Consider the following 21,494-nt stretch of genomic DNA (forward strand, 5'->3'; position numbering starts at 1 on the left):
TCCGGCCCGAATCCGCCTCACATCCTCGTTTATTGCAGCGGCTGCGCCGACAGTTCGGTCGGCTGCTCCGGGCGCTCCGAATCGATCAGAATGCTGACCCGGCGGTTTCTCGCCCGCCCTTCCACGGTCGTATTCGTTTCCACCGGCCGCGTGTCGCCGTAACCGATCGCCGTCAGCCGCTCGGCGCCGACACCGGCATCGTTGAACAGGCGCAGCACGGTGGTCGCCCGCATCGCCGACAGCTCCCAGTTGGAAGGAAACTGCGGTGTCGCGATCGGCACGTTGTCGGTGTGCCCTTCGATCGTGATAGGGAAGTCGGAATCCGCCAGCACCGTGGCCACCGCCTGCAAGGCGCTGATCGATGCCGGCTGCAGGTTGGCCTGACCGAGGGAGAAGAGGATGCTGTCGTTGATTTCGATGGTGACGCCGCGGCTGGTCTCGAGCAGGCGAACCTTACCCTGGGCGACGAGCGGCTGCAGGGCACGCATGATATCGCCCGCCACATCGCGCATCGTCTCGCGTTGCGCGACCCGGGCCGCCTCAACCTTCGCCGCCGCCACCCGGTCCGGCTTGGTCACCGGCTTCGGCGGCATCACCGGCGCCCCCTGGATCACCACCATCGGCTGTCCGCCAGGCGAACCGGTGGTGTTCTTGAAAGCGTTGACCAGCGAATCGGACAGCACCCGGTACTTGCCCTCATTCACTGATGAAATCGCGTACATGACGACGAAGAAGGCGAACAACAGGGTGATGAAATCGGCGTACGAGACCAGCCAGCGCTCGTGGTTCTCGTGCTCTTCCTCGCGCTGTCGCCGCCGCGCCATCAGTGCAGATAGCCCTTCAGCCGGCTTTCGATGATGCGCGGGTTGTCACCGACGGCGATGCCGACCAGGCCGTCGATCAGCATTTCGCGCACCGAGACCTGGCGGGCGATGTAGTACTTCAGCTTGCCGGCGATCGGCAGGTAGATCAGGTTGGCGAGGCCGACGCCGTAGATGGTGGCGACGAAGGCGACGGCGATCCCGGAACCTAGCTTGGTCGGGTCGGAGAGGTTTTCCATGACGTGGATCAGGCCCATCACGGCACCGAGGATGCCGATCGTCGGCGAGTAGCCGCCCGCCGACTCCCAGACCTTGGCCGACTGGCGCCACTCCTGCTCGTAACTGTCGATATCGACTTCCAGCAATTCGCGGATGCGCTCGGGGTCGGCCCCGTCAACCAGGAGCTGCAGCCCCTTGCGGGTAAATTCGTCCTTCACCCCGGGCAGGTGATTCTCCAGCGCCAACAGCCCCTCGCGGCGGGAAAGCTGGCTCCACTGCAGGATCTGGTCGATGCTGCGCTTCTGGTCGAAGGTCGGCGGAAACCAGACCCAACGCGCCATCAGCACGCCGCGTTTGAAAACCGGAAAGGGATTCTGCAGCAGCACGGCGCCCAAGGTGCCGCCGAGCACGATCAGCAGGGCCGTCGGCTGGACCAGCGAACCGACATGACCGCCTTCGAGCAGTTGTCCGCCGACGATGGCCAGCAAGCCGATCGCCAACCCGGCCAGGCTGATCTTATCCAATCGCCTTCTCCTTGCGCCGGCGCCCCACCACCTGCTTGACCTCACCGACCAGTTGCCCACGCAGCCGGGCGATCGCCTGACTGTGCAACTGGCAGACGCGGGACTCGGTGACGCCCATGACCTCGCCGATTTCGCGCAGGTTGAGGTCCTGTTCGTAGTACAGGGCCATCATCAGCTTCTCGCGCTCGGGCAGGCGGGCGATCGCCTTCACCAGGTTCTCCCGGATGTCCTTGTCTTCCAGGATGCCGGCCGGGTCGCCGTCGCTGTCGACGAAATGGCGCTCGAGAAAATCGGCATCGTCCTCGTCGCCGAAATCCTCGTAATAGACGAGTTGATGGCCGCGCGCTTCCTGCAGCAGTTTCTGGTAATCGGTCAGCGGCATGCCCAACGCGTCGGCCAGCTCCTGCTCGGAAGGGGCGCGACCGTGCTGGTGCTCGAGCTGGTTGATCGCCTGTTCGATGCGCCGCAGTTCGCGGCGCAGGTTGCGCGGCAGCCAGTCGTTGGCGCGCAGGCCGTCGAGCATCGCGCCGCGCACGCGCTGAGTGGCGTAGGTCTCGAACTGGGCGCCGAATCCTTCCTGGAAACGGTCGATCGCATCGAGCAGGCCGATCATGCCGTTCTGCACCAGATCCTCGAACTGCACGTTGGCCGGCAGGCGCGCCAGCAAGTGATAGGCGACACGCTTCACCAGCGGCACGAAGCGCTGAACCAACTCGTTCCGGTCTGGCTGCCCTGCGGCGGTGTACATCAGGCTCGTAAGACGTTCGGTGTTATGCGTTGGCTCAAGTGTAGCAGTTGCTGAAGGAATTGTTCGACCCCGCCCTGGCCGGCGTCGCCCTGTTGCCAGTACTGCATGTCCGCCGCCAGATCGCGGAAGGCGTTGGCTGCCGGCGAGTCCGGCACCTGGAAAAGCACCGGCCGGCATAGCTGGCTGGCGGTGCGCAGGGCCTCGTCGTAAGGAATGGCGCCGGCGTAGTCGAGCGTCGCCACACCGCGCTGCGTCGCCACCTGGGCGATGTTCTGGTAGATCGAGCGGGCGTCGTCGAGGCTGCGCACCTTGTTCACCAGGATACGGAAATGCCGCCGCGAGAAAGCGTGACTGACTTTCTTGATGAGTGCGTAGGCTTCGGTGATCGACGCGCTGTTGCCGGAGAGGACGACCACGGTTTCCTGGGAGACCAGGCCGAAAGGCGAGAAGCCGGCCGGGTGGCTAATCGTCGCATCGACCAGGATAACATCGACCGAGCGTTCGAGGCCGGACATCGCATCGACCAGCGTCTGCTGCTGGTGCAAGGACAGCCGACCCAATTTGCGCACTGCCTTTGCCGCCGGCAGGATGGCGAGACCGCTCATCGGCCGCAGCAGGACCTGCTGCAGGGGAAGTTCGCGCTGCACGACATTGAGCAGGTCGTAAGCGCCCTGCATGCCGAAGGTCGCCGCTATGTCGTCACCCGGCGCATGTTCGTCGATGATCAGCACTTCCTTGCCCAGACGGGCCAGGGCGACGCCGAGATTGGCGACGGTGACGCTGCGCCCGACGCCCTCGCAACCGGCGACGAAAGTCACCACCTGCAGCCCGTGGCTGCCAAACAGGCGGCGCAGGCCAGCCGCCTGGTCCACGCGGAAATCAGCCACGACGGCCTCCTACTGCCATCATCCCGGCATTGGCCATGATCAGGCCGGGTTCGACGCCGTTGTATTTGTGCGGCGAGGTCTCCGGCACGTCCTTGAAGGCCCGGTGCAGCAGGTAGCTGCGGTTGGGCAGATGGAGGTCTTCCGGCACGCGCTGGCCGTTGGAGACGTAATAGAGCGGCAGGCCGTGCCGCATGATGACGTCGAGCGGCGCCGCCAGGCTCGCCGCTTCGTCGATCTTGGTCAGGATGCAACCGGCCAGGTTGTAACCGGCGTAGGCACGGATCACGTCGTCCAGAGTGTCGCCGCGTGAGGTCGACGACAGCAGCAGCAGGCGCTGCACGTCGCAGCCGGCCAGCATGTCGTTCATCTCGGGGACCAGCTTGTCCTTCTGGCTCATCCCCATGGTGTCGATCAGCACCATGTGCTTGTGCTGCAGTTCGATCAGGGTCTGGCGCAGTTCCAGCGCATCCTTCACCAGATAGACGGCGACGCCGAGAATCCGGCCGTAGATGCGCAGTTGTTCATGGGCGCCGATCCGGTAGCCGTCGGTGGTCACCAGCGCCACCTTGCTCGGCCCGTGGCGCAGCACGCAACGGGCGGCAAGCTTTGCCGTGGTCGTCGTCTTGCCGACGCCGGTCGGCCCGACCAGCGCATAGACGCCGCCGCGGTCGACGATGTCGCCTTCGCTGCCGACGATGGTCAGCGAGCGATCAGCCGCCCCCTTGACCCAGGCCATCGCCTGCCCGGCATCCATTTCCGGCGGCAGGTCGGTGAGCAGGTCGCGCGCCATCTGCGGCGAAAATCCGGCATCGAGCATCTGCCGCAGAACTTCCGTTTTCACCGGTTCGGATCGGGCGCTCTCGCCCCAGGCGAAGCCGGCCAGATGCTGCTCGACGATCTTGCGCAGTGAACGGATTTCATCCATCACCGCCTGCGGCACGACTTCGGCCTCCGGGCGCCGCGCCGGCGCGGCCTGCGTCTGCGCCGGCGCGGCTTGCTGCGGACGCTGCGGCGGCGGCGCGGCGGGGCGGGACGGAACTTCCGTCTGGCGCAAGGCGCCAGTGCGCGGAATGCCGGCATTGACCTGGGCGGCCTGCCTTTGCATCGGCGGCGGATTCTGCGGCCGCGACGCCGGTTGCGGCTGCGCCGGCGGCATCGTACCGCTGACCCGGGCCCGGGCGGAGCTGAGCATGACCCGGTAATCGTCATCGACACTCGGCGCGACGGCGCGTTCGGGCGGCGGCACGACGTCGCCGGCCGGGGTCGGCACGATCATCGCCATGTCGCGGGCGGCCACCGCCATGATCTCGACCCCCCCCGGCACACCGCGGTTGGACAGGATGATGGCGTCGTTGCCGAGGGTCTCCTTGACTTTTCTCAAGGCGTCCCGCGCATTGGCGGCAATGAATTTTCTGACGTTCATGTTCTACCTCCGATGATCGAGGTCACCTTGATGATTCGATTCTCAGGAACTTCGTTGTGCGACAGCACCTTCAGTTGCGGTACGGTGCGGCGCAGGAATCTGGAGAGCAGCAGGCGCAGGCTGGACGGCACCAGGAGGACGGCCGGCAGGCCCAGCCCTTCCTGACGTCCGGCGGCGGCCGCGGTTTCGCGGACCAGGGTGTCGGCGAGACCGGGCTCGAAGCTGGTGTTTTCCGAGCCGCCGGCGACGGCCTGGGCGAGCAGTCGCTCCAGCGTCGGATCGAGTGACATGACCTGCATTTCGCCGTTGCCGGGGAAGAGCTGCTGAACGATGGCACGACCGAGCGCGATGCGCACCTGAACGATGAGGTCGTCGGCGCTCTGCGTGCGCAGCGCCTGCTCGGCGACGGTCTCGATGATGGTGCGCATGTCGCGAATGTGTACGCCTTCGTCGAGCAGGCCCTGGAGGATTTTCTGCAGGGTGCCGAGCGGCAGGACCTTGGGCACCAGATCCTCGACCAGCTTGGGCATTTCCTTGCCCAGATGATCGAGCAGTTGCTGCACCTCCTGGCGACCGAGCAGTTCGGCGGCATGCGTCAGGATCAGGTGGTTGAGGTGGGTGGCGACGACGGTCGAGGCGTCGACCACGGTATAACCATAGGCCTGCGCCTGGTCGCGCTGCATGACGTCGATCCACACCGCCGGCAAGCCGAAGGCCGGGTCCTTGGTCGGCGTGCCACTCAGGGTGCCGGCGACGCGACCGGGATTGATCGCCAGGAACTGGCCGGCATAGGCTTCGGCGGCGCCGACTTCGACGCCCTTCAACAGGATGCGGTAGGCGTTCGGCTTCAACTCCAGGTTGTCGCGGATATGTACCGGCGAAACCAGGAAACCGACTTCCTGGGCGAACTTCTTGCGGATACCGCGGATACGGCGCAGCAATTCGCCGTCCTGGGTCTTGTCCACCAGCGGGATCAGGCGATACCCGACTTCGAGGCCGAGCACATCGAGCGGTGCGACATCGCTCCAACTGGCTTCGACGGCTTCGGGAATCGGTGGCGGCGCAACCTTGACCGGGGTGGTGACGATCTTCTGCTGCTTCTCGCTGAGCCGCCAGGTGAACCAGGCCAGACCACCGGCGATGAGCAGGAAGACCAGGTTGGGCATACCGGGAATCATGCCGAGCAGAGCGATGATGCTGGCGGTGATGCCGAGCACCTTGGGATTGCTGAAGATCTGACTGACGAACTGCTGGCCCATGTCGCGATCGTCGGAAACGCGGGTGACCACCAGGCCGGCGGCGATCGAGATGATCAACCCCGGGATCTGCGCCACCAGGCCGTCGCCGATCGCCAGCAACGTATAGACCCGGCCGGCTTCGGCGATTGGCATGTCGTGCTGCGCCATACCGACGATCAGGCCGCCGATGACGTTGAGCAACATGATGACGATGCCGGCGATGGCGTCGCCACGGACGAATTTCGACGCACCGTCCATCGAACCGTAGAACTCGGACTCGCGGGCGATGTCGCTGCGCCGCCGCCGGGCATCTTCCTCGCCGATCAGGCCGGCGTTGAGGTCGGCGTCGATCGCCATCTGCTTGCCCGGCATCGCATCGAGGGTGAACCGCGCGGAAACTTCGGCGACGCGCCCGGCGCCCTTGGTGATGACCATGAAGTTGATCACCACGAGGATCATGAAGACGATGATGCCGACCGCGAAGTTGCCGCCCACCAGGAAGTGACCGAAAGCCTCGATCACCTTGCCGGCGGCGTCCGGTCCGTTGTGCCCTTCGAGCAGCACGACGCGGGTGGATGCCACGTTGAGCGACAGGCGCATCAGCGTGGTCACCAGCAGGACGGTGGGAAACACCGAGAAATCGAGCGTCTTCTGGGTATTGACCGCGACCATCAGGACGAGGACGGCGATCGCGATATTGAAGGTGAAGAAAAGATCCAGGATGAACGGCGGCAACGGCAGGACCATCATCGACAAGATCATGAGGATCAATATCGGTGCCGCCATCTGGATGACATTCAGCCGCCCGAGGAGGTTTTGCAGACGCATCGAACCGGCCGCCACTTACGCTGCCTCCGGAACGAGTTCAGGCGGCACCGGCAGCTGCTTGGGCGGCACCGGATAGGCACCGCCGGCTTCGCGCCAGCGAGCCAGTTGGTAGATGTAGGCGAGCACCTCGGCAACCGCGCTGTAGAGCGCCGCCGGAATTTCCTTGTCGAGGTCGCCGTGCTTGTACAGGGCACGCGCCAGCGGCGGCGCTTCCAGTGTCGGCACCGCGTGCTCGGCGGCGAGCTCGCGAATCTTCAGGGCAATCACGCCGGTTCCCTTGGCCACGACTTTCGGCGCCGCCATACCGGCCTTGTAGGCAAGCGCCACTGCGTAGTGCGTCGGGTTGGTGACGATCACGTCGGCCTGCGGCACCGCCTGCATCATCCGGCGCCGTGCCGCCTGCATCTGCAGACTGCGGATCCGCCCCTTGACCATCGGGTCGCCCATCATTTCCTTCATTTCCTGCTTGACCTCGTCCTTGGTCATCTTCAGCTTGTGGTAGTAGTGCCAGAGCTGGAAGGGAACATCGGCGGCGACCACGATGAGCAGCGCGAGGACGAGCATCAGGAAGGAAAACATCAGCATGTCGCCAGCGTGCGCCAGGCCGGTTTCCAGAGGTTCGGCAAGCAGACCGAAGATCGCGTCGCGCTGGCTGGAAATCAGCAGGACGGCAACGCCACCGACCAGCGTTGCCTTGAGTACCGCCTTGCCGAGCTCCATCAGGCTGTTCCAGGAGAACATCCGCCCCAGGCCGCTCAAGGGATTCATGCGCTGCAGATCGGGAACCAGGGCATTCGGTGCGAACACCCAGGCGTTGAGAAAGAACGGCGGCAGAATCGCCGCCAGCAGCAACAGGCCGAAGAGCGGCGAGAACACGAAGAAGGCGTCGGCGAACAACTCGACCATGCGCGGGACGATCATTGCCGGCTCGAGCAGATGGTGGATTTCCGGGGTAAAGGCCTTGCGCCCCAGGGCCAGGCTCCGGTCAAGGAACCAGCCCCCCATCATCCACAGCGTCATGGCGGCAGCGATGAGCACGGTGAAGGTACCGAGCTCACGCGACTGGGGAATCTGCCCTTTTTCGCGCGCCTGCTCGATACGCCGACCGGTTGGCTCTTCAGTTTTCTCGAGATCGCTGTCTTCAGCCATGACCAATATCTGTACAGGGTATGGCTATTATAGAAAAAAACCAAAGAAATTAAATAGGTAGCGCGTCTTTTTTAATCAGTTTCGAGGTAAACAACGCAAGCCAATGACAAATAGCAAAACCCCAAAAAAAGGGAGGAGGCCTAAGCCTCCTCCCTAACTCGTTGACCGGCAAGGAAATCGTCTTTCAGGAGAACTCGAAATTACGGATCGCCGTTCCCACTTCGGCATGCTGCCCGTAATCGGCGAGCAATTCCTTCATGTCGAGGATGAGCACGATCTGCCCGTTCGACAGCGTCGTCACGCCGGCCACGCCCTTCGGCCGGAAGTCTTCCAGCGACTTGATGACGGCATCGTCGCGCCCGGCAAAGCTGTCAACACCAAGGATGAAGCTGCGCTCGGCGGTCTGCATGAAAACGCCGTATTCGGGCGGCCGCGTGATGTCCCAACCGAGCAGCTTGGCGAGCGAGATAACCGGCAGCACTTCGCCGCGCACGACCAGTGTTTCCTTGCCGCCGACTTCCTGGATGCGCTGCTGGTCGATCGGCAGGATTTCCCGGACCAGCGACAGCGGCAGGGCAAACGGCTGGTCGCCGAGCAGCACCAACAAGACCGGCAGGATGGCCAGGGTCAGCGGCAGGGAGATCAGGAACACCGAGCCCTTGCCGGGTTCCGAGCGGATTTCCACCGAGCCGTTGAGCTTCTGGATATTGGTCTTGACCACGTCCATGCCGACGCCGCGCCCGGAGACGTCGGAAATCTGCGTCTTGGTCGAGAAGCCCGGCAGGAAGATCAGGTTCAGACTCTGCCGTTCGTCCAGGGTGTTGGCCTCTTCTTCCGAGATCAGCCCCTTGTCCACCGCCTTGGCACGAATGCGCTCGGCGCTCATGCCGCGCCCGTCGTCGGCAATGATCAGGACGATGTGATCACCCTCCTGGCGCGCCTCCAGGCGAACCAGGCTCTTCGCCGGCTTGCCGGCGGCCGAGCGCTCTTCGGGCATTTCGACGCCATGGTCGACCGCGTTGCGGATCAGGTGGATCAGGGGATCGGCCAGATCCTCGATCATCGTCTTGTCGACTTCGGTTTCCTCGCCGGCCAGCACCAGCTCGACATCCTTGCCGAGCTGCCGAGCCAGGTCGCGGGCAATCCGCGGATATTTCTGGAACAGGCGGCCGATCGGCTGCATCCGGGTCTTCATCACCGAGTTCTGCAGATCGGAAACCAGCAGATCGAGCTGGCTGACCGCCTGGTCGAGCGCATGCAGGGTTTCCGAATCGTTCTTGCCGGCCAGGATGTCAGCGCGCAGGCTGGTCAGACGGTTCTTGGTGAGGCCGATTTCGCCGGACAGGTTGAGCACCTGATCGAGACGCGAGGTATCGACGCGGATCGTGTTCTCCCGGCCGCGCTCTTCCGCCCGTCGCGAGCTCGCGCCCTGAGCCGAAGGACGATCGCCCGCCCGCCGCCCGAACGGCGAAGGCGCCTGGGCGGCCTTGGCTGGCGCCTTGGCACCGACCGGCGCCGACTCGGCACGGGTGATCAGTTCGCCCTCGGCTGCCTGCGCCTTCTCCCCCGTCACCGCCGCCTGCAGCGCCGCCCAATCGGGCTCGCCGGCAGCCGCCGGCGCAGCCGCGACCGCCGGCTTGGCCAGCGTCGGCTGGACGACCGGCTCAGGCGCAGGCGTTTCGCCATTGAGCGCCCCCTGCAACGCGGCGATCACTCGCCCATCGGCGGGCTGCGGCTGCACCCCCTGCCCCAACTCACCGAACATGTCGCGGACGCCGCGCGTGGCGTCCATGATCACGTCCATCAGTTCGGCGGTCAGTTCAAGTTCGCCGTTGCGCAAGCGATCGAACAGATTCTCGGTGAGATGGCAAAGCGTCACCAGTTCGGTTGCATTGAGAAAACCGGCGCCGCCCTTGACGGTATGAAAACCGCGAAAGATGTCGTTCAGCAGACCTTTGTCGTCGGGAGTCTTTTCCAGATCGACCAGCTTGTTATCGACATCGGAGAGCAGATCGTGGGCTTCCTGCAGGAAATCCTGCAGCAGATCTTCCATGCCAGAAAAGTCGCTCATCTCAGTTCCTCCTCAGAACCCTAGACTGTCGAGCAGATCATCGACCTGCTCCTGATTGACGACGACATCGGAGCGTCCCTCAGCATTGACCACGGGACCGTTCATCAGACTGGTCACTTCGTCGGTCTTGCGGGCCTCGGGCAAGACCTCGATGAGCAGGCCCATCAGGCCGCTTTCGAGCTCCTGCGCCAGGGTGACGATCTTCTTGATCACCTGCCCGGTCAGATCCTGGAAATCCTGGGCCATCATGATTTCGGTCAGCTGCGCGTGAGTCGCCCGGGTCTTCTCCGGCAACTGCTGCTTCAGGAATTCCCGGGTTTCGATCGCCAGCTGCCGGAACTCCCCCGGGCTGGTCTGGTTGGCGAAAACCTTGTCCCAGGCCTGACCGAGGCTTTGCGAGCGGTTTTCCATGTCATCGACCAACGGACCGGCGATATCGGTCGCGTTGAGCACGCGACACGCCGCCTGCTCGGTCAGGTTGGCGACATACGCCAGCCTGTCCTTGGCGTCCGGCAGGGCGGCCACGGTCTTTTCCAGCAGCTTGTCGTAGCCGAGTTGCCCCAGGGTGTCGTGCAGCACCCGCGCCATCTGGCCAATGCGGTTGAACACCGCCTCCTGCTGCGGCCATTGGCCGTCGGCTTCTTCCGCAGGCTTTGCCTGCTGGCTGGCCGCGCTTTCGGCCACAACGCTGTCGAACAAGGCCTGCAGTTCATCATTGTCGCCATCGGCGATCTTGGCTGTCGGCGGCGGCGCCGCCGGTGCCGGGGGAATGACCGTGTAATCGGCAGCGATCGAATCGAACAGTGCCTCGAGGTCGGCGGAATCGTTACTTGCTGACATGCTTTCCCCCTAGCCCTGGCCGTATTTTTCGAAAATCTTGGTCAATTTCTCGGACAGGGTCCCAGCCGTGAACGGTTTGACGATGTAGCCGCTCGCCCCGGCCTGCGCTGCCGCGATGATGTTTTCCTTCTTCGCCTCGGCGGTAATCATCAATACCGGCAGATGCTTCAGGTGCGGCGTCGCCCGGATTGTCTGCAACAGCGTCAGACCGTCCATGTTCGGCATGTTCCAGTCGGTGACGACGAACTCGAAACCACCGCCTTGCAGCTTCTGCAAGGCGATAGCTCCATCCTCAGCTTCGTCGACGTTGGTAAAACCCAATTCCTTCAGAAGGTTGCGAACGATGCGGCGCATGGTCGAAAAATCGTCCACTACCAGAAATCGTGTTTTGGGATCAGCAGCCATGCAAAACTCCAGTATTCAATCCGTTATCGCTCGATCAAGGGACGTAGCGTATCCGCCAGCGCCTCGGCGTCGAACTTCGCCACATAGGCATCGACCCCCACCGCCTTGCCCATCGCCCGGTTAGCCTCGGACGACAGCGACGAGTGCATGACCACCGGCACCCCTTCGAAACGCGGGTCGGCCTTGATGTTCTTGGTCAGCACGTAACCATCCATTTCCGGCATCTCGGCATCGACCAGGATCAGCCGGATCTCGTCGCGCAGGACGCTGCCGATCTGCTGCGCGTGGGCAGCGATCGCCTGCAGGCGGGTCCAGGCTTCCATGCCATTGGTCGCATGCTTGTGCCGGACGCCGAGTTTATCCAGCACTTCGGAAATCTTGCGCCGAGCGACGATCGAGTCATCGACGAAAAACACGCTGGTATCGGGATCGACCTGGGCCGGCAGGATATCGACGACCAGGGCCTCGCCAAAGGCGTTGGCGAGAATCTGCTCGACATCGAGGATCGATACCAGGCCGCCGCCCTCCAGTTCGATGACGGCGGTTATCAGGCCATGGTTGGCGCTCAGCACGCTTTCCGGCGCCTTGACCCGGTCCCAGTCGACGCGAATGATGCGATCCACCTCGTGCACCAGGAAGCCCAGGGTCCGCTTGGAATACTCGGCGACCATCATGGTCTTGCCCAATCCGGGAGGCACCCCCTCCAGTTGCATGAAGGGCGCCAGCGACAACACCGGAATGACGTTGCCGCGCAGGGAAATCAATCCCTCAACGCCGCGCGGCATGTTCGGCGTCTTGGTGATGTGGGGCGTGCGCCCGACTTCCCTGACCTTGAACACGTTGATGCCGAAGATTTCCCGGGTCCCCAGGGAAAACAGCAGGATTTCCATTTTATTGGAGCCCGCCAGACGCGTGCGCGCATCGACGCTATCGAGCAAATTCTTGTTTTCGACCAGATTCATAATCGTCTCCCGGCGGCTCAACGCTTGGCAAGCGCCCCGCCTTCACCATCGCTCTCACCCTTCAGGCGTCGGGCAAGGGTCTCGGACAGGCGCTGCGGTTCGAATTTGGGCACATATTCATCGACGCCGACCGATTGCCCGAGCTTTTGATTGGACATCCCCGACAAGGACGAGTGCATGATGACCGGAATATTGGCGAAGCGCGGATCGGACTTGATCTTCTTGGTCAGGATGTAGCCATCCATTTCCGGCATTTCGATGTCGGTCAGCACCAGGCTGATCAGCGACGAGGCCGATTTGCCGACCGATTTTGCATAGCCCGCGACTTTTTCCATCTCGTCCCACATCTGCCGGCCGTTGAGCGCGCCCAATCCGCGTACCCCCATCGCCTCCAGGGTGCGCTCGATCTGTTTGCGTGCAACACTGGAATCGTCGCAGTAAAAGACCGTCGCATCCGGACGATCGACCGGAACGACACTGCGGAACATGATTTCGTTGTCGATGCTGGTTGTTTCCGCCAGTACCTTTTCGACATCCATCATCATCACCAGGCGGTTGTCTTCGAGTTCGGTGACCGCGGTGACCAGACCGCCGGTCTGTGCCGTCAGCATTTCCGGCGGCACGCGCATCTTGCTCCAGTCGAGACGGAGGATGGTATCGACGCCCTCGACCAGAAAGCCCTGTGTATGCCCGTTGTACTCGGTGACGATCATGATTTCGCGCGGCGTATCGGCGGCGATCCCGGAATACTTGGCGAGATCGATGACCGGCACCAGCGCCCCACGCAGGCTGACCATCCCCTCGACCGAGGGCGGCATGTCCGGCGCCGCCGTGATGGCCGGTGTGCGCATCACCTCCCGCACCTTGAAAACGTTGATGCCGTAGGTTTCGCGACGCCCGGTCCGCTGATCCACGCCGAGGAAGAACAACAGGATTTCAAGCTTGTTGGTCCCCGCCAGCTTGGTTCGCGCATCAATATTTTTCAGTAGTTCCGACATTCTTTTCCCCTCACCCGGGATCGTGCCTAGGTTTCATATCAGGCAAAACTACCATGCAATTGGCCGTTCAGCCAACATCGACGCCTGGCACGGCAAAAGCCGCACCGGACACGCCACATGACTTATGAATCAAACAATGCGAAACAGCTTGCTGAAATTGGCAATTTCCAGAACCTGCCGGACGCTCCCCTGGACCCCGGACAACACCACATCCTTGCCGCAGCCCCCCATCTTGTCGCGCAGCATCAGCAGCATCCCGAGGGCTGAACTGTCCAGATAGTCGACCCCGGAAAAATCCACCGTCACCGCGCGCACCGCATCGTCGCTGACCAGCGGCTCATACGCGGCGCGGAAATCCCGGTGCGTGTTGAAATCAAAACGACCGGCCAGCGCAATCGTTGCCATTCCCGCATCCTGCCTGATAGTTGCCTGCATTATGATTCCTAAAAATATCAAAAACAGCACAAGTTTAATACTTTCGGCGATTCCAGCAAGCCCCTTTGCTGAATCAGCGTACCGCTGCCATCACCTTGCGTGCCATTTCTTCCAATGGCCACTGTTCCTCTACCGCACCAATCAGGTAGGCCTCACGCGGCATGCCGTAGACCACACAACTTGCCTCGTCCTGCCCGAAAGTCCTGGCCCCTGCCGTACGCATGCGCTGCATCCCCAGGGCACCGTCCTTGCCCATGCCGGTGAGGATGACCCCAATCGCCTGGCGGCCAACCACTTCGGCGGCAGAATCGAACAACACATCGACCGACGGACGATGCCGGTTGACCGGCTCGGACCCCGACAGCTCGGTCTGCAGATTGCCACCACTACGACGGATCCGCAGATGGGAATGCCCCGGCGCAATATACACCGTGCCGGCCTCGACCCTCTCGTTGCCTTGCGCCTCGATCACGCGCGGTGCGCAAAGGCCGTCCAGGCGACGGGCAAAGGAAGTCGTGAAGGATTCCGGCATGTGTTGCACGATCAGGATCGGCGGACAAGTCTCCGGAATGCCGAGGAGAAATTCCTTGATCGCCTCGGTTCCCCCCGTTAACGCGCCGAGAAAGATGATCTTTCCACTGCTGGTCGAATACGGCGACGCGGCCGTCGTGGTCTTGGCCAGCGTCATTGGACGAGGACTCCTGGCAGCACCGGCGCCTGCAACAGGCGCGTGGCTGCCGCGCAGACGCGCGCTTTTTGCTGTCCGGATCTTTTCAGCCAGTTCTTCCGCATAGGCCTCCATCGAATTGGGAAAGTCCGAACGCGGCTTGCCGATGAAATCGACGGCACCGAGTTCCAGCGCGCGCAGCGTCGTTTCCGAGGTCTCGCCGGTATAGGACGAAACCATCACCACCGGCATCGGCCGCAGGCGCATCAGGCGTTCGAGGAATGCCAGGCCATCCATGCCCGGCATGTGAACATCGAGAGTCAATACATCGGGCGCCAGGGTCTTGATCAACTCGCGCGCACTCGACGCGTCGGGCGCCGTGCCGACCACCTCGAGATCGGCAAAGCCGTTGATCATGGTGGTCAGCAACGAACGCATCAGTGCCGAGTCGTCCACGATCAGGACACGCGTTTTCTTCATTTGCCGTCACCATCGCACTGATCGAACATCAGATAAAAAGCTCCACATCGCCGCCCATGCTTGCGCCAGACAGTCTCTCCTTGTAATCCCGTTCGCGACTGAACAGGGTTTCGTTGTGGACGCGGTGCAGCTTCTTCACCAGCACGCGCCCCGTCTGTGAAAAGTAATATACCTTGCGCGGATAGGAATCGAGCAAGTCCTTGGCAACGACGGGAATTTTTTCGGTTTTCAGGTAGTTGAGCACGAATTCCGCGTTGCGCACGCCAACGTTGCTGCTCGACAGGCTGGACATCACCGCTCCCCCGCCGAAGACCTTGGCTTCCAGGCGACTCTTGCGGGCCCCCATCTTCAGCAGGTGGTTGATCAGGACTTCCATGGCATACGAGCCATAGCGCGCGGAGGTGCCGACTGTTTCCGAGCGCCCACCGTCATCGGGCAGCATGAAATGGTTCATCCCGCCGATACCGGCATCGACATCGCGAATGCAGGCGGCAACGCAGGAGCCGAGCACGGTGACGAGCAGGATTCCCTGATCGGAGACAAAATACTCGCCGGGCAGGATCTTCGCGGCATCGCTGGAGAAATGCCGGTCGAAATAGCGATTGGTCGCCAGGTTTTCGTTGTAAGCGTGTTGCACGCGCGTCCTTATCAGCGAGCCCCGGCCAGCACGTAAACCGTCTTGCCCTGCGAGCGGAATAGATCGGCGGCGTGCAGGAAGCTTTCGGAATGCCCGGCGAAGAGCAGGCCATCGGGCTGCATCAACGGGGCGAAACGGGAGAGTATCTGGTACTGCGTCGGCTTGTCGAAATAGATCATGACATTGCGGCAGAACAGGATGTCGAGCGGCCCCTTCACCGGATAAGTGGCGTCGAGCAGGTTGATGCGGCGGAACTCGATCATCCGTTTCAACTCCGGACGCACCGCAGCAAACCCCTCCTGATTGCCGGTGCCGCGCAGGAAAAAGCGCCGCAGACGCTCCGGCGACATCTTCTCCAGCCGGTCCATCGCGTACACCCCTTTCTGGGCAGTCGCCAGCACGTTGGTATCGAGATCGGAAGCGATGATGCTGACATGCGACGCATCGGCACCGCAGGTTTCGGCCACCGTCATCGCGATCGAATAGGGCTCCTCGCCGGTTGACGCGGCGGAACACCAGATTCGCACCGGCCGCCGGTTGCCGATCTGGCGCAGGTGCTCGGCCAGGATCGGAAAGTGGTGCGGTTCACGAAAGAAGGAGGTCAGGTTGGTGGTCAGGGAATTGACGAAACGCTCCCACTCGTCGCCGCCGTGTCGCTCCAGAGCGTCCAGATAATCGGTGAAGGAGTGCTTGTTGAGCGCCCGCAGACGCCTTGCCAGGCGCGAATAGACCATGTCCTTCTTGACCGGCGACAGCGAAATCCCGGCGTGCTGGTAAATCAGCTTGCGCACGCGCTCGAAGTCGGCGTCGGAGAACTGGAACTCGCGCACGCCGGTGTCTTTGGGCAGCACCCGGCTGAGGTCGTTACGCAAGCTGCCCAGGGAAGGGAGCGGACGCTTTGGCTCTATCGTCATGTCAGAACTCTTCCCATTCGTCGTCCAGACTGAGCGATGGCGACGGATTCTTCAGCCGTGCTGCCGGTTTGTGCGCTGGCGCGGCAAGGGCCCGGGGCTTCGACTTCGGCACCGCCGCCGCCCCCTCGGCAAGCTTGAACACGGCAACCCCGCGCGCCATCGATTCCGCCTGCTCTTCCAGGCTCTCGGCGGCGGCCGCCGCCTGTTCGACGAGGGCGGCGTTCTGCTGCGTGACTTCGTCCATCTGGCTGATCGCCAGGCTGACCTGCTCGATCCCCGCGCTCTGTTCGCGGCTGGCCTCGGCGATGTCGGTGACGATCCGCGCCACGCGCTTGATGCTGCTCATGATCTCGGTCATCGTCGCCCCGGCCTGGTCGACCAGCTTGCTGCCCACTTCGACCCGCTCGACCGAATCGGAAATCAAGCCCTTGATTTCCTTGGCAGCGGCGGCGCTGCGCTGGGCGAGGTTGCGCACTTCGGTGGCGACCACGGCGAAGCCCCGCCCCTGCTCGCCGGCACGGGCCGCTTCGACGGCGGCGTTGAGCGCCAGGATGTTGGTCTGGAAGGCAATTCCGTCAATCACGCCGATGATGTCGGCGATCCGCGCGCTCGCCTGGTTGATCGAGCCCATGGTCTCGACCACCTTGCCGACTACTTCGCCACCCTGCTCGGCGATGCGCTGGGCGTTACCAGCCAGTTCGTTGGCCTGGCGGGCGTTGCTGGCGTTCTGCTTGACCGTGGCGGTGAGCTCTTCCATGCTCGACGCGGTTTCTTCAAGACTGCTCGCCTGCTCCTCGGTGCGCACCGACAGATCCTGGTTGCCGGAGGCGATTTCCTTCGACGCGACATTGATGGTTTCCGCCGAATACTGGATGCCTCCGACCAGTTCGCGCAGGCGCTGGACGGTCTGATTGGCGTCGTTCTTCAACTGGCCGAAGGTGCCCTGGTAATCGGTGTCGACCGTATGCAGTAGATCGCCGGCGGCGATCCGCGACAACAGCCCGGCGATTTCGCCGATCGCCGCGCCAGTGGTTTCCAACAGGCGGTTGATGCCGCGCCCCAGCTCCCGGTAGAAGCCTTCCAGCGCGTCGGCGTCGAGCCTCGCTTCCAGATTGCCGGCGGCAGCGTGCTCGATCAGATCGGCGACCAGCCGCTGGGCATTGATCTCGGCGGTGCGGTCCAGCCATTCGCCGACCGTGCCCAGACGCTCGCCCCGCTCATTGACGATGGGATTGGTGACGACGTTGAAGATTCGCCCGCCGATTTCCATTTCCGTGTTGCGGGTGGTCTGCAGCTCGCGCAGACCACGCAGCGCGGCCTGCGGATCGGCGTAGAAGTCGCCGATGCTGCTGCCGATGAAACGGTCGACCGAGAAGTTGGGATGCCGCTCGCGCAGCGCCGGTTCGATCCGCCGCAGCGTGCGCTGCAGCCCCTTGTTGGCGTAGATCACCGTGCCGTCGTCGTCGGCAATGCGCAGGTTGGCATTGACGCAATCGAGGGCGATGCGAATGCGCAGGTTGTCGTTGGCGAGCTGCTGCGCCTCGGCAACGCTGAAGCCCTGCTGGATCTGCATCGACATCAGCCCCTGCAGCACCTTGCCCATTTCATCGTTGCGCGACACATCGACATTGCGGGTGTAGTTGCCGTTCGCCAGTTCGCGGAAGGTGGCGATGATTTCGCCGATCGGCCGCGTGATCGAGCGGGTGATCGCCACCGCGATCCACAGGCCGAGGGCGAGTGCCAGCGCAGTGAGGCCGATGCTCCAGGTCAGGGTCGTCGTGTATAGCGCCTTGCTATCGGCGACCAGCGCCCGCGCCCCTTCCACACGCATCCGGAACAGTTCCTCGGCTTTGGCGGCAGCCTTGGCATACGCCGGATTGATCTTGTTGAGCAGGATCAGGTTGGCGTCGTCGAAACGTCCTTCAAGCAAGGCGGTCTTGGCCGGCAACAGGCCATCCTGAACAAAGCGCTCGCGCGCCTGCTGGAATTCGTTCGCCGTCTCCTGCAGGGAACCCGCCTCGACATGCTGCTGATAACTCTCCCATTGGCGGCTGATTTCGGCGATGTTGGCGTCGATCTGCCGGAGGTGGAACTGAAGGTCGTGATCGTGCAGGCTGGCGTAACCACCCAGCGGGTTGTGCTGCAGGCTCAACATGATCTGACTGCGGTTTTCCGCCATCAGGCGGCCGATCACCGCCAGCGACTGGATCGGCAACACGCCCTCGTCATTGAGGCTGACCGCGCTGTCGTAGTTGCGGCCGGCGCCCCAGGCGCCGATCCCGGCGACCAGCGCGGTCGCCAGCAGCAGGGTGGCAAAGCCGGCAAACAGCTTCTGCCGCAACGACCAGCCGGCAAACCAGCCGGGACCGCCATTGACCATGACCCCGTGACGGATCTGCAAACCGCCGGCGCGCCGTTCACGGAACAGGCGATAGGCATTTTCCGCCGCGTTCACCTGTTCGCGGCTCGGCATCCGCCGCACCGACAGGTAACCGACGAGCTGATCGTTCTCGCGCAACGGCGTGACGGTAGCCAGCACCCAGTAGAAGTCGCCATTCTTGCAGCGGTTCTTGACCATGCCGGTCCACGGCCGTCCGGCCTGCAGGTCGCGCCAGAGATCGGCAAAGGCCTCGACCGGCATGTCCGGATGGCGGACGATGTTATGCGGTTGCCCCAGCAGTTCCGCCTCGACGAAACCGCTGATATCGACGAATGCCTTGTTGACGTAGGTGATCAGTCCCTTCGGATCAGTCCGGGAGACGATCAGGGTGTCGGCGTCCAGGAGCACCTCGTTCGAAGTGACAGGTTGGTTGTTGCGCATGAATCTGCCTTTCCTGGGGGAATTAGAACTCGGCCCACTCATCTGCCTGGCCGGAAGGCGCGGGGACGTTGCCGGCGAGCAGTTTGCGGGGGAAATCCGCGGTCAGCGCCGCCGAATGTTGGTTTTTTTCACTAAGCAGACGCCGCCCTGACTGACGCGCCCCGGGCCGGCCTTCTGCCGCCAGCCCGACTGCCGGCATGACCTCGGCCTCCAGGTGGAAGGCGGCCACCGCCAGCGCCAGACGCTGAGCCTGACCGCGCAGGCTTTCGGCGGCGGCAGCGGCTTCCTCGACCAGCGCGGCATTTTGCTGAGTGACTTCGTCCATCTGGTTGATCGCGCGTCCCACCTGCTCGATGCCGGAACTCTGCTCGCGGCTGGCTTCGGAAATTTCCGCCATCAGCCGCGCCACGCCCTGGATGCTGGAAACGATCTCGGTCATCGTCGTTCCCGCCTGATCGACCAGACGATTGCCGGCATTGACCTTGCTCACCGAATCGGCGATCAACGCCTTGATTTCCTTCGCCGCCGCGGCGCTGCGCTGGGCCAGGCTGCGCACCTCGGTCGCCACCACCGCGAACCCCCGTCCCTGTTCGCCGGCCCGCGCCGCTTCGACCGCGGCATTGAGGGCAAGGATGTTGGTCTGGAAGGCGATGCCGTCGATCACCCCGATGATGTCGGCGATCCGGGCGCTCGCCTTCTGGATGGCACTCATCGTCACGACGACCTGGCCAACCACGTTGCCGCCCTGCTCGGCGACGCGCTGCGCTTCGCCCGCCAGTTCGTTGGCACGCCGCGCGTTGTCGGCGTTCTGATGCACGGTACCGGTGAGTTCCTCCATGCTCGATGCCGTCTCTTCCAGGCTGGACGCCTGCTGTTCGGTACGGCCGGAAAGGTCCTGGTTGCCCTGGGCGATCTCGCGGGCAGCGGTATTGATCGAATCGGTGGCCTCCTTGATCGAGAGGACGATTTCGCAGAGTCGATCGACGGTGCTGTTGGCATCGTCGCGCACCTTGCCGAGCAAGCCCTGATAAGGGGTTTCGATCTTTTCGGTGAGATCGCCCTTGGCCAGGCGGGCGAGCATGCAGCCGACTTCCTCGAGCGCCTGGCCATTGGCGTCGAGCAGGCTATTGACGCCCTCGGCCAGTTTCAGGAAGAAGCCGTGCTTGTTGCTGCTGGCAATGCGCCGCGAGAAATCGCCGGCTGCCGCCGCGTCGATGATGCCGCTGACTTCCTGTTCGATCGCCACTTCGCCGGTCCGGTCCTGCCATTCGATTACCGTGCCGAGACGACCGCCTTCCCCGCCGTAAACCGGTGTCACGACCAGGGCGAAAGTCCGGTTGGCGATGCGGATCACGCTGCGTTGCGGTTCGACAAGGCCGACGAGCTGCTCGGCGGCAAAGGCCGGATTCAAGGCATGAACGCGAAAATCGGCGTTACGGACGGCGGTGGCGCGGAATTCCGGCAACTGTTGCTGGATGTCGGCCTCCGCCTCGCGCATCATGGCGACCAGAGCGTCGTTGCCATAAATGATCCGGCCATCGGGACCGAGCAGCATGACGCAATTGGAGCCGACATCGAGCGCCACCTTGATCCGCAGCGCCTCGGCGGCGATCCGTCGCTCGCTGGCGCTGCGTTCCTTGAGGTCGGCCTGCATCTGCGCCAGCGTCCGCAACAGGTGCGCCGGCTCGTCGTTACCGCCGGGCTCGATGCGATTGTCGAAATTGCCGGCGGCAACCGACTCCGCCACATCGACGGCAGCCGACAGCGGGTTGGTGATGCCGCGGGTCACCCAGATCCCGGAGGGGATCATCACCACCACCGCCAGGACGATCAAGCCGAACAGCAGGTTCTGCACGGTGGAACGGATGGTCGCGATTTCCTCGAGCGCACTGGCGGTCGCCGCCTTCTGCGCCAGGTTCAGGGTATCGATCGCTTCCTGCCAGGCGCGCAGGCGCGGCCCCAGATGGCTCTCGAAATGCTGCTCGAGCGCCGGCCGGTTGCCCTCGACAACCAGGGCGAACAGTTGTTTGAGCGATCCCGCCGCCTCCTCCCGCAGGGTCGGCAGGCGTTCCATGACGCCCTGGGCCGCCGCCGGCAGGTTGGCGCCGAGTTGCGTCTCAAGCTGCTGCAACTGGGCGAGGTTGTCGGTCACCCCCTGCGCCGCCTCCTTCTGGCGGGCGAGCTCCTCGAACAGCAAGGCGTTGCGCGCATGCAGACCCAGACTATCGACGTCGCGGCGCATGGTACTGGCGAGCTCCATGCCCTGTGCGTTATCGACGGCGATGGTCTGCACTTTCTCGCCGATCATCCCCAGGCTGATCAAGGCGACGACGACGAAAGCGATCATCAACGACAAGGCGCCCACCGTTGTCGCGATCAAGCGGCTGCCGATCCTGAAATTGCGCATGTTCAACATAGCGTCTCCCT

At 63.3% G+C, this 21,494-nt stretch carries 18 protein-coding genes; all 18 read right to left on the minus strand.

What is annotated here, in order from left to right:
- Positions 1-29: 29 nt before the first annotated feature.
- Positions 30-824 (minus strand): flagellar motor protein MotD, encoded by a 795-nt coding sequence (gene motD, locus AC0KWY_RS10005; RefSeq protein ID WP_474029498.1) that lies wholly within the window; start codon positions 822-824, stop codon positions 30-32.
- A complete protein-coding gene (locus tag AC0KWY_RS10010; RefSeq protein ID WP_474029499.1) occupies positions 824-1,564 on the minus strand; it encodes a flagellar motor protein in 741 nt (246 codons plus the stop codon). The genes motD and AC0KWY_RS10010 overlap by 1 nt, the downstream gene beginning before the upstream one ends.
- Positions 1,557-2,312, minus strand: a complete 756-nt coding sequence (locus AC0KWY_RS10015) for an RNA polymerase sigma factor FliA (protein WP_474029500.1) — start codon at positions 2,310-2,312, stop codon at positions 1,557-1,559. The genes AC0KWY_RS10010 and AC0KWY_RS10015 overlap by 8 nt, the downstream gene beginning before the upstream one ends.
- Positions 2,312-3,199 carry a MinD/ParA family ATP-binding protein gene (locus AC0KWY_RS10020; protein ID WP_474029501.1) on the minus strand — a complete coding sequence of 296 codons (888 nt, stop codon included), beginning with the start codon at positions 3,197-3,199 and terminating at the stop codon, positions 2,312-2,314. The genes AC0KWY_RS10015 and AC0KWY_RS10020 overlap by 1 nt, the downstream gene beginning before the upstream one ends.
- Positions 3,192-4,622, minus strand: coding sequence for a flagellar biosynthesis protein FlhF (flhF, locus tag AC0KWY_RS10025; RefSeq protein WP_474029502.1), 1,431 nt, complete (start codon positions 4,620-4,622; stop codon positions 3,192-3,194). The genes AC0KWY_RS10020 and flhF overlap by 8 nt, the downstream gene beginning before the upstream one ends.
- Positions 4,619-6,688 (minus strand): flagellar biosynthesis protein FlhA, encoded by a 2,070-nt coding sequence (gene flhA / locus AC0KWY_RS10030; protein ID WP_474029503.1) that lies wholly within the window; start codon positions 6,686-6,688, stop codon positions 4,619-4,621. The genes flhF and flhA overlap by 4 nt, the downstream gene beginning before the upstream one ends.
- A 15-nt stretch (positions 6,689-6,703) precedes the next feature.
- On the minus strand, positions 6,704-7,837 hold the full coding sequence (flhB, locus tag AC0KWY_RS10035) for a flagellar biosynthesis protein FlhB (protein ID WP_474029504.1): 1,134 nt from the start codon (positions 7,835-7,837) through the stop codon (positions 6,704-6,706).
- 184 nt (positions 7,838-8,021) lie between these two features.
- Complete coding sequence (locus AC0KWY_RS10040) at positions 8,022-9,908, minus strand: chemotaxis protein CheA (protein WP_474029505.1); 1,887 nt, start codon at positions 9,906-9,908, stop codon at positions 8,022-8,024.
- 12 nt (positions 9,909-9,920) lie between these two features.
- Positions 9,921-10,748, minus strand: coding sequence for a protein phosphatase CheZ (cheZ, locus tag AC0KWY_RS10045; protein WP_474029506.1), 828 nt, complete (start codon positions 10,746-10,748; stop codon positions 9,921-9,923).
- Between the two features lie 9 nt (positions 10,749-10,757).
- Positions 10,758-11,153, minus strand: a complete 396-nt coding sequence (cheY, locus tag AC0KWY_RS10050; RefSeq protein WP_474029507.1) for a chemotaxis response regulator CheY — start codon at positions 11,151-11,153, stop codon at positions 10,758-10,760.
- Positions 11,154-11,176: 23 nt separating this feature from the next.
- The gene (locus AC0KWY_RS10055; protein WP_474029509.1) at positions 11,177-12,115 is read right to left on the minus strand and encodes a chemotaxis protein; all 939 of its coding nucleotides are present in this window, start codon (positions 12,113-12,115) and stop codon (positions 11,177-11,179) included.
- Between the two features lie 17 nt (positions 12,116-12,132).
- A complete protein-coding gene (locus tag AC0KWY_RS10060) occupies positions 12,133-13,113 on the minus strand; it encodes a chemotaxis protein (protein ID WP_474029510.1) in 981 nt (326 codons plus the stop codon).
- Between the two features lie 129 nt (positions 13,114-13,242).
- A complete protein-coding gene (locus AC0KWY_RS10065) occupies positions 13,243-13,548 on the minus strand; it encodes an STAS domain-containing protein (protein WP_474029511.1) in 306 nt (101 codons plus the stop codon).
- Positions 13,549-13,621: 73 nt separating this feature from the next.
- Positions 13,622-14,695, minus strand: coding sequence for a protein-glutamate methylesterase/protein-glutamine glutaminase (locus AC0KWY_RS10070; protein ID WP_474029512.1), 1,074 nt, complete (start codon positions 14,693-14,695; stop codon positions 13,622-13,624).
- Positions 14,696-14,723: 28 nt separating this feature from the next.
- Positions 14,724-15,332, minus strand: a complete 609-nt coding sequence (gene cheD / locus AC0KWY_RS10075) for a chemoreceptor glutamine deamidase CheD (RefSeq protein WP_474029513.1) — start codon at positions 15,330-15,332, stop codon at positions 14,724-14,726.
- A gap of 11 nt (positions 15,333-15,343) precedes the next feature.
- Positions 15,344-16,246, minus strand: a complete 903-nt coding sequence (locus tag AC0KWY_RS10080) for a CheR family methyltransferase (protein WP_474029514.1) — start codon at positions 16,244-16,246, stop codon at positions 15,344-15,346.
- Position 16,247: 1 nt separating this feature from the next.
- Positions 16,248-19,067: a methyl-accepting chemotaxis protein gene (locus AC0KWY_RS10085; RefSeq protein WP_474029515.1), complete on the minus strand. Its 2,820-nt coding sequence runs from the start codon at positions 19,065-19,067 to the stop codon at positions 16,248-16,250.
- Positions 19,068-19,089: 22 nt separating this feature from the next.
- Positions 19,090-21,474 (minus strand): methyl-accepting chemotaxis protein, encoded by a 2,385-nt coding sequence (locus AC0KWY_RS10090; RefSeq protein ID WP_474029516.1) that lies wholly within the window; start codon positions 21,472-21,474, stop codon positions 19,090-19,092.
- Positions 21,475-21,494 lie beyond the last annotated feature (20 nt).

The sequence above is a fragment of the Azonexus sp. MM2026_4 genome (assembly GCF_055901855.1).

Excerpts from the sequence above, each read along its gene's own strand:
- AC0KWY_RS10085 (WP_474029515.1), bottom strand. The coding sequence starts at position 19,067 with ATGCGCAACAACCAACCTGTCACTTCGAACGAGGTGCTCCTGGACGCC.
- AC0KWY_RS10065 (WP_474029511.1), bottom strand. The coding sequence starts at position 13,548 with ATGCAGGCAACTATCAGGCAGGATGCGGGAATGGCAACGATTGCGCTG.
- AC0KWY_RS10080 (WP_474029514.1), bottom strand. The coding sequence starts at position 16,246 with ATGACGATAGAGCCAAAGCGTCCGCTCCCTTCCCTGGGCAGCTTGCGT.
- AC0KWY_RS10090 (WP_474029516.1), bottom strand. The coding sequence starts at position 21,474 with ATGCGCAATTTCAGGATCGGCAGCCGCTTGATCGCGACAACGGTGGGC.
- flhA (WP_474029503.1), bottom strand. The coding sequence starts at position 6,688 with ATGCGTCTGCAAAACCTCCTCGGGCGGCTGAATGTCATCCAGATGGCG.
- flhB (WP_474029504.1), bottom strand. The coding sequence starts at position 7,837 with ATGGCTGAAGACAGCGATCTCGAGAAAACTGAAGAGCCAACCGGTCGG.
- motD (WP_474029498.1), bottom strand. The coding sequence starts at position 824 with ATGGCGCGGCGGCGACAGCGCGAGGAAGAGCACGAGAACCACGAGCGC.
- AC0KWY_RS10040 (WP_474029505.1), bottom strand. The coding sequence starts at position 9,908 with ATGAGCGACTTTTCTGGCATGGAAGATCTGCTGCAGGATTTCCTGCAG.
- AC0KWY_RS10015 (WP_474029500.1), bottom strand. The coding sequence starts at position 2,312 with ATGTACACCGCCGCAGGGCAGCCAGACCGGAACGAGTTGGTTCAGCGC.
- cheZ (WP_474029506.1), bottom strand. The coding sequence starts at position 10,748 with ATGTCAGCAAGTAACGATTCCGCCGACCTCGAGGCACTGTTCGATTCG.
- AC0KWY_RS10070 (WP_474029512.1), bottom strand. The coding sequence starts at position 14,695 with ATGAAGAAAACGCGTGTCCTGATCGTGGACGACTCGGCACTGATGCGT.
- flhF (WP_474029502.1), bottom strand. The coding sequence starts at position 4,622 with ATGAACGTCAGAAAATTCATTGCCGCCAATGCGCGGGACGCCTTGAGA.
- AC0KWY_RS10055 (WP_474029509.1), bottom strand. The coding sequence starts at position 12,115 with ATGAATCTGGTCGAAAACAAGAATTTGCTCGATAGCGTCGATGCGCGC.
- AC0KWY_RS10060 (WP_474029510.1), bottom strand. The coding sequence starts at position 13,113 with ATGTCGGAACTACTGAAAAATATTGATGCGCGAACCAAGCTGGCGGGG.
- cheY (WP_474029507.1), bottom strand. The coding sequence starts at position 11,153 with ATGGCTGCTGATCCCAAAACACGATTTCTGGTAGTGGACGATTTTTCG.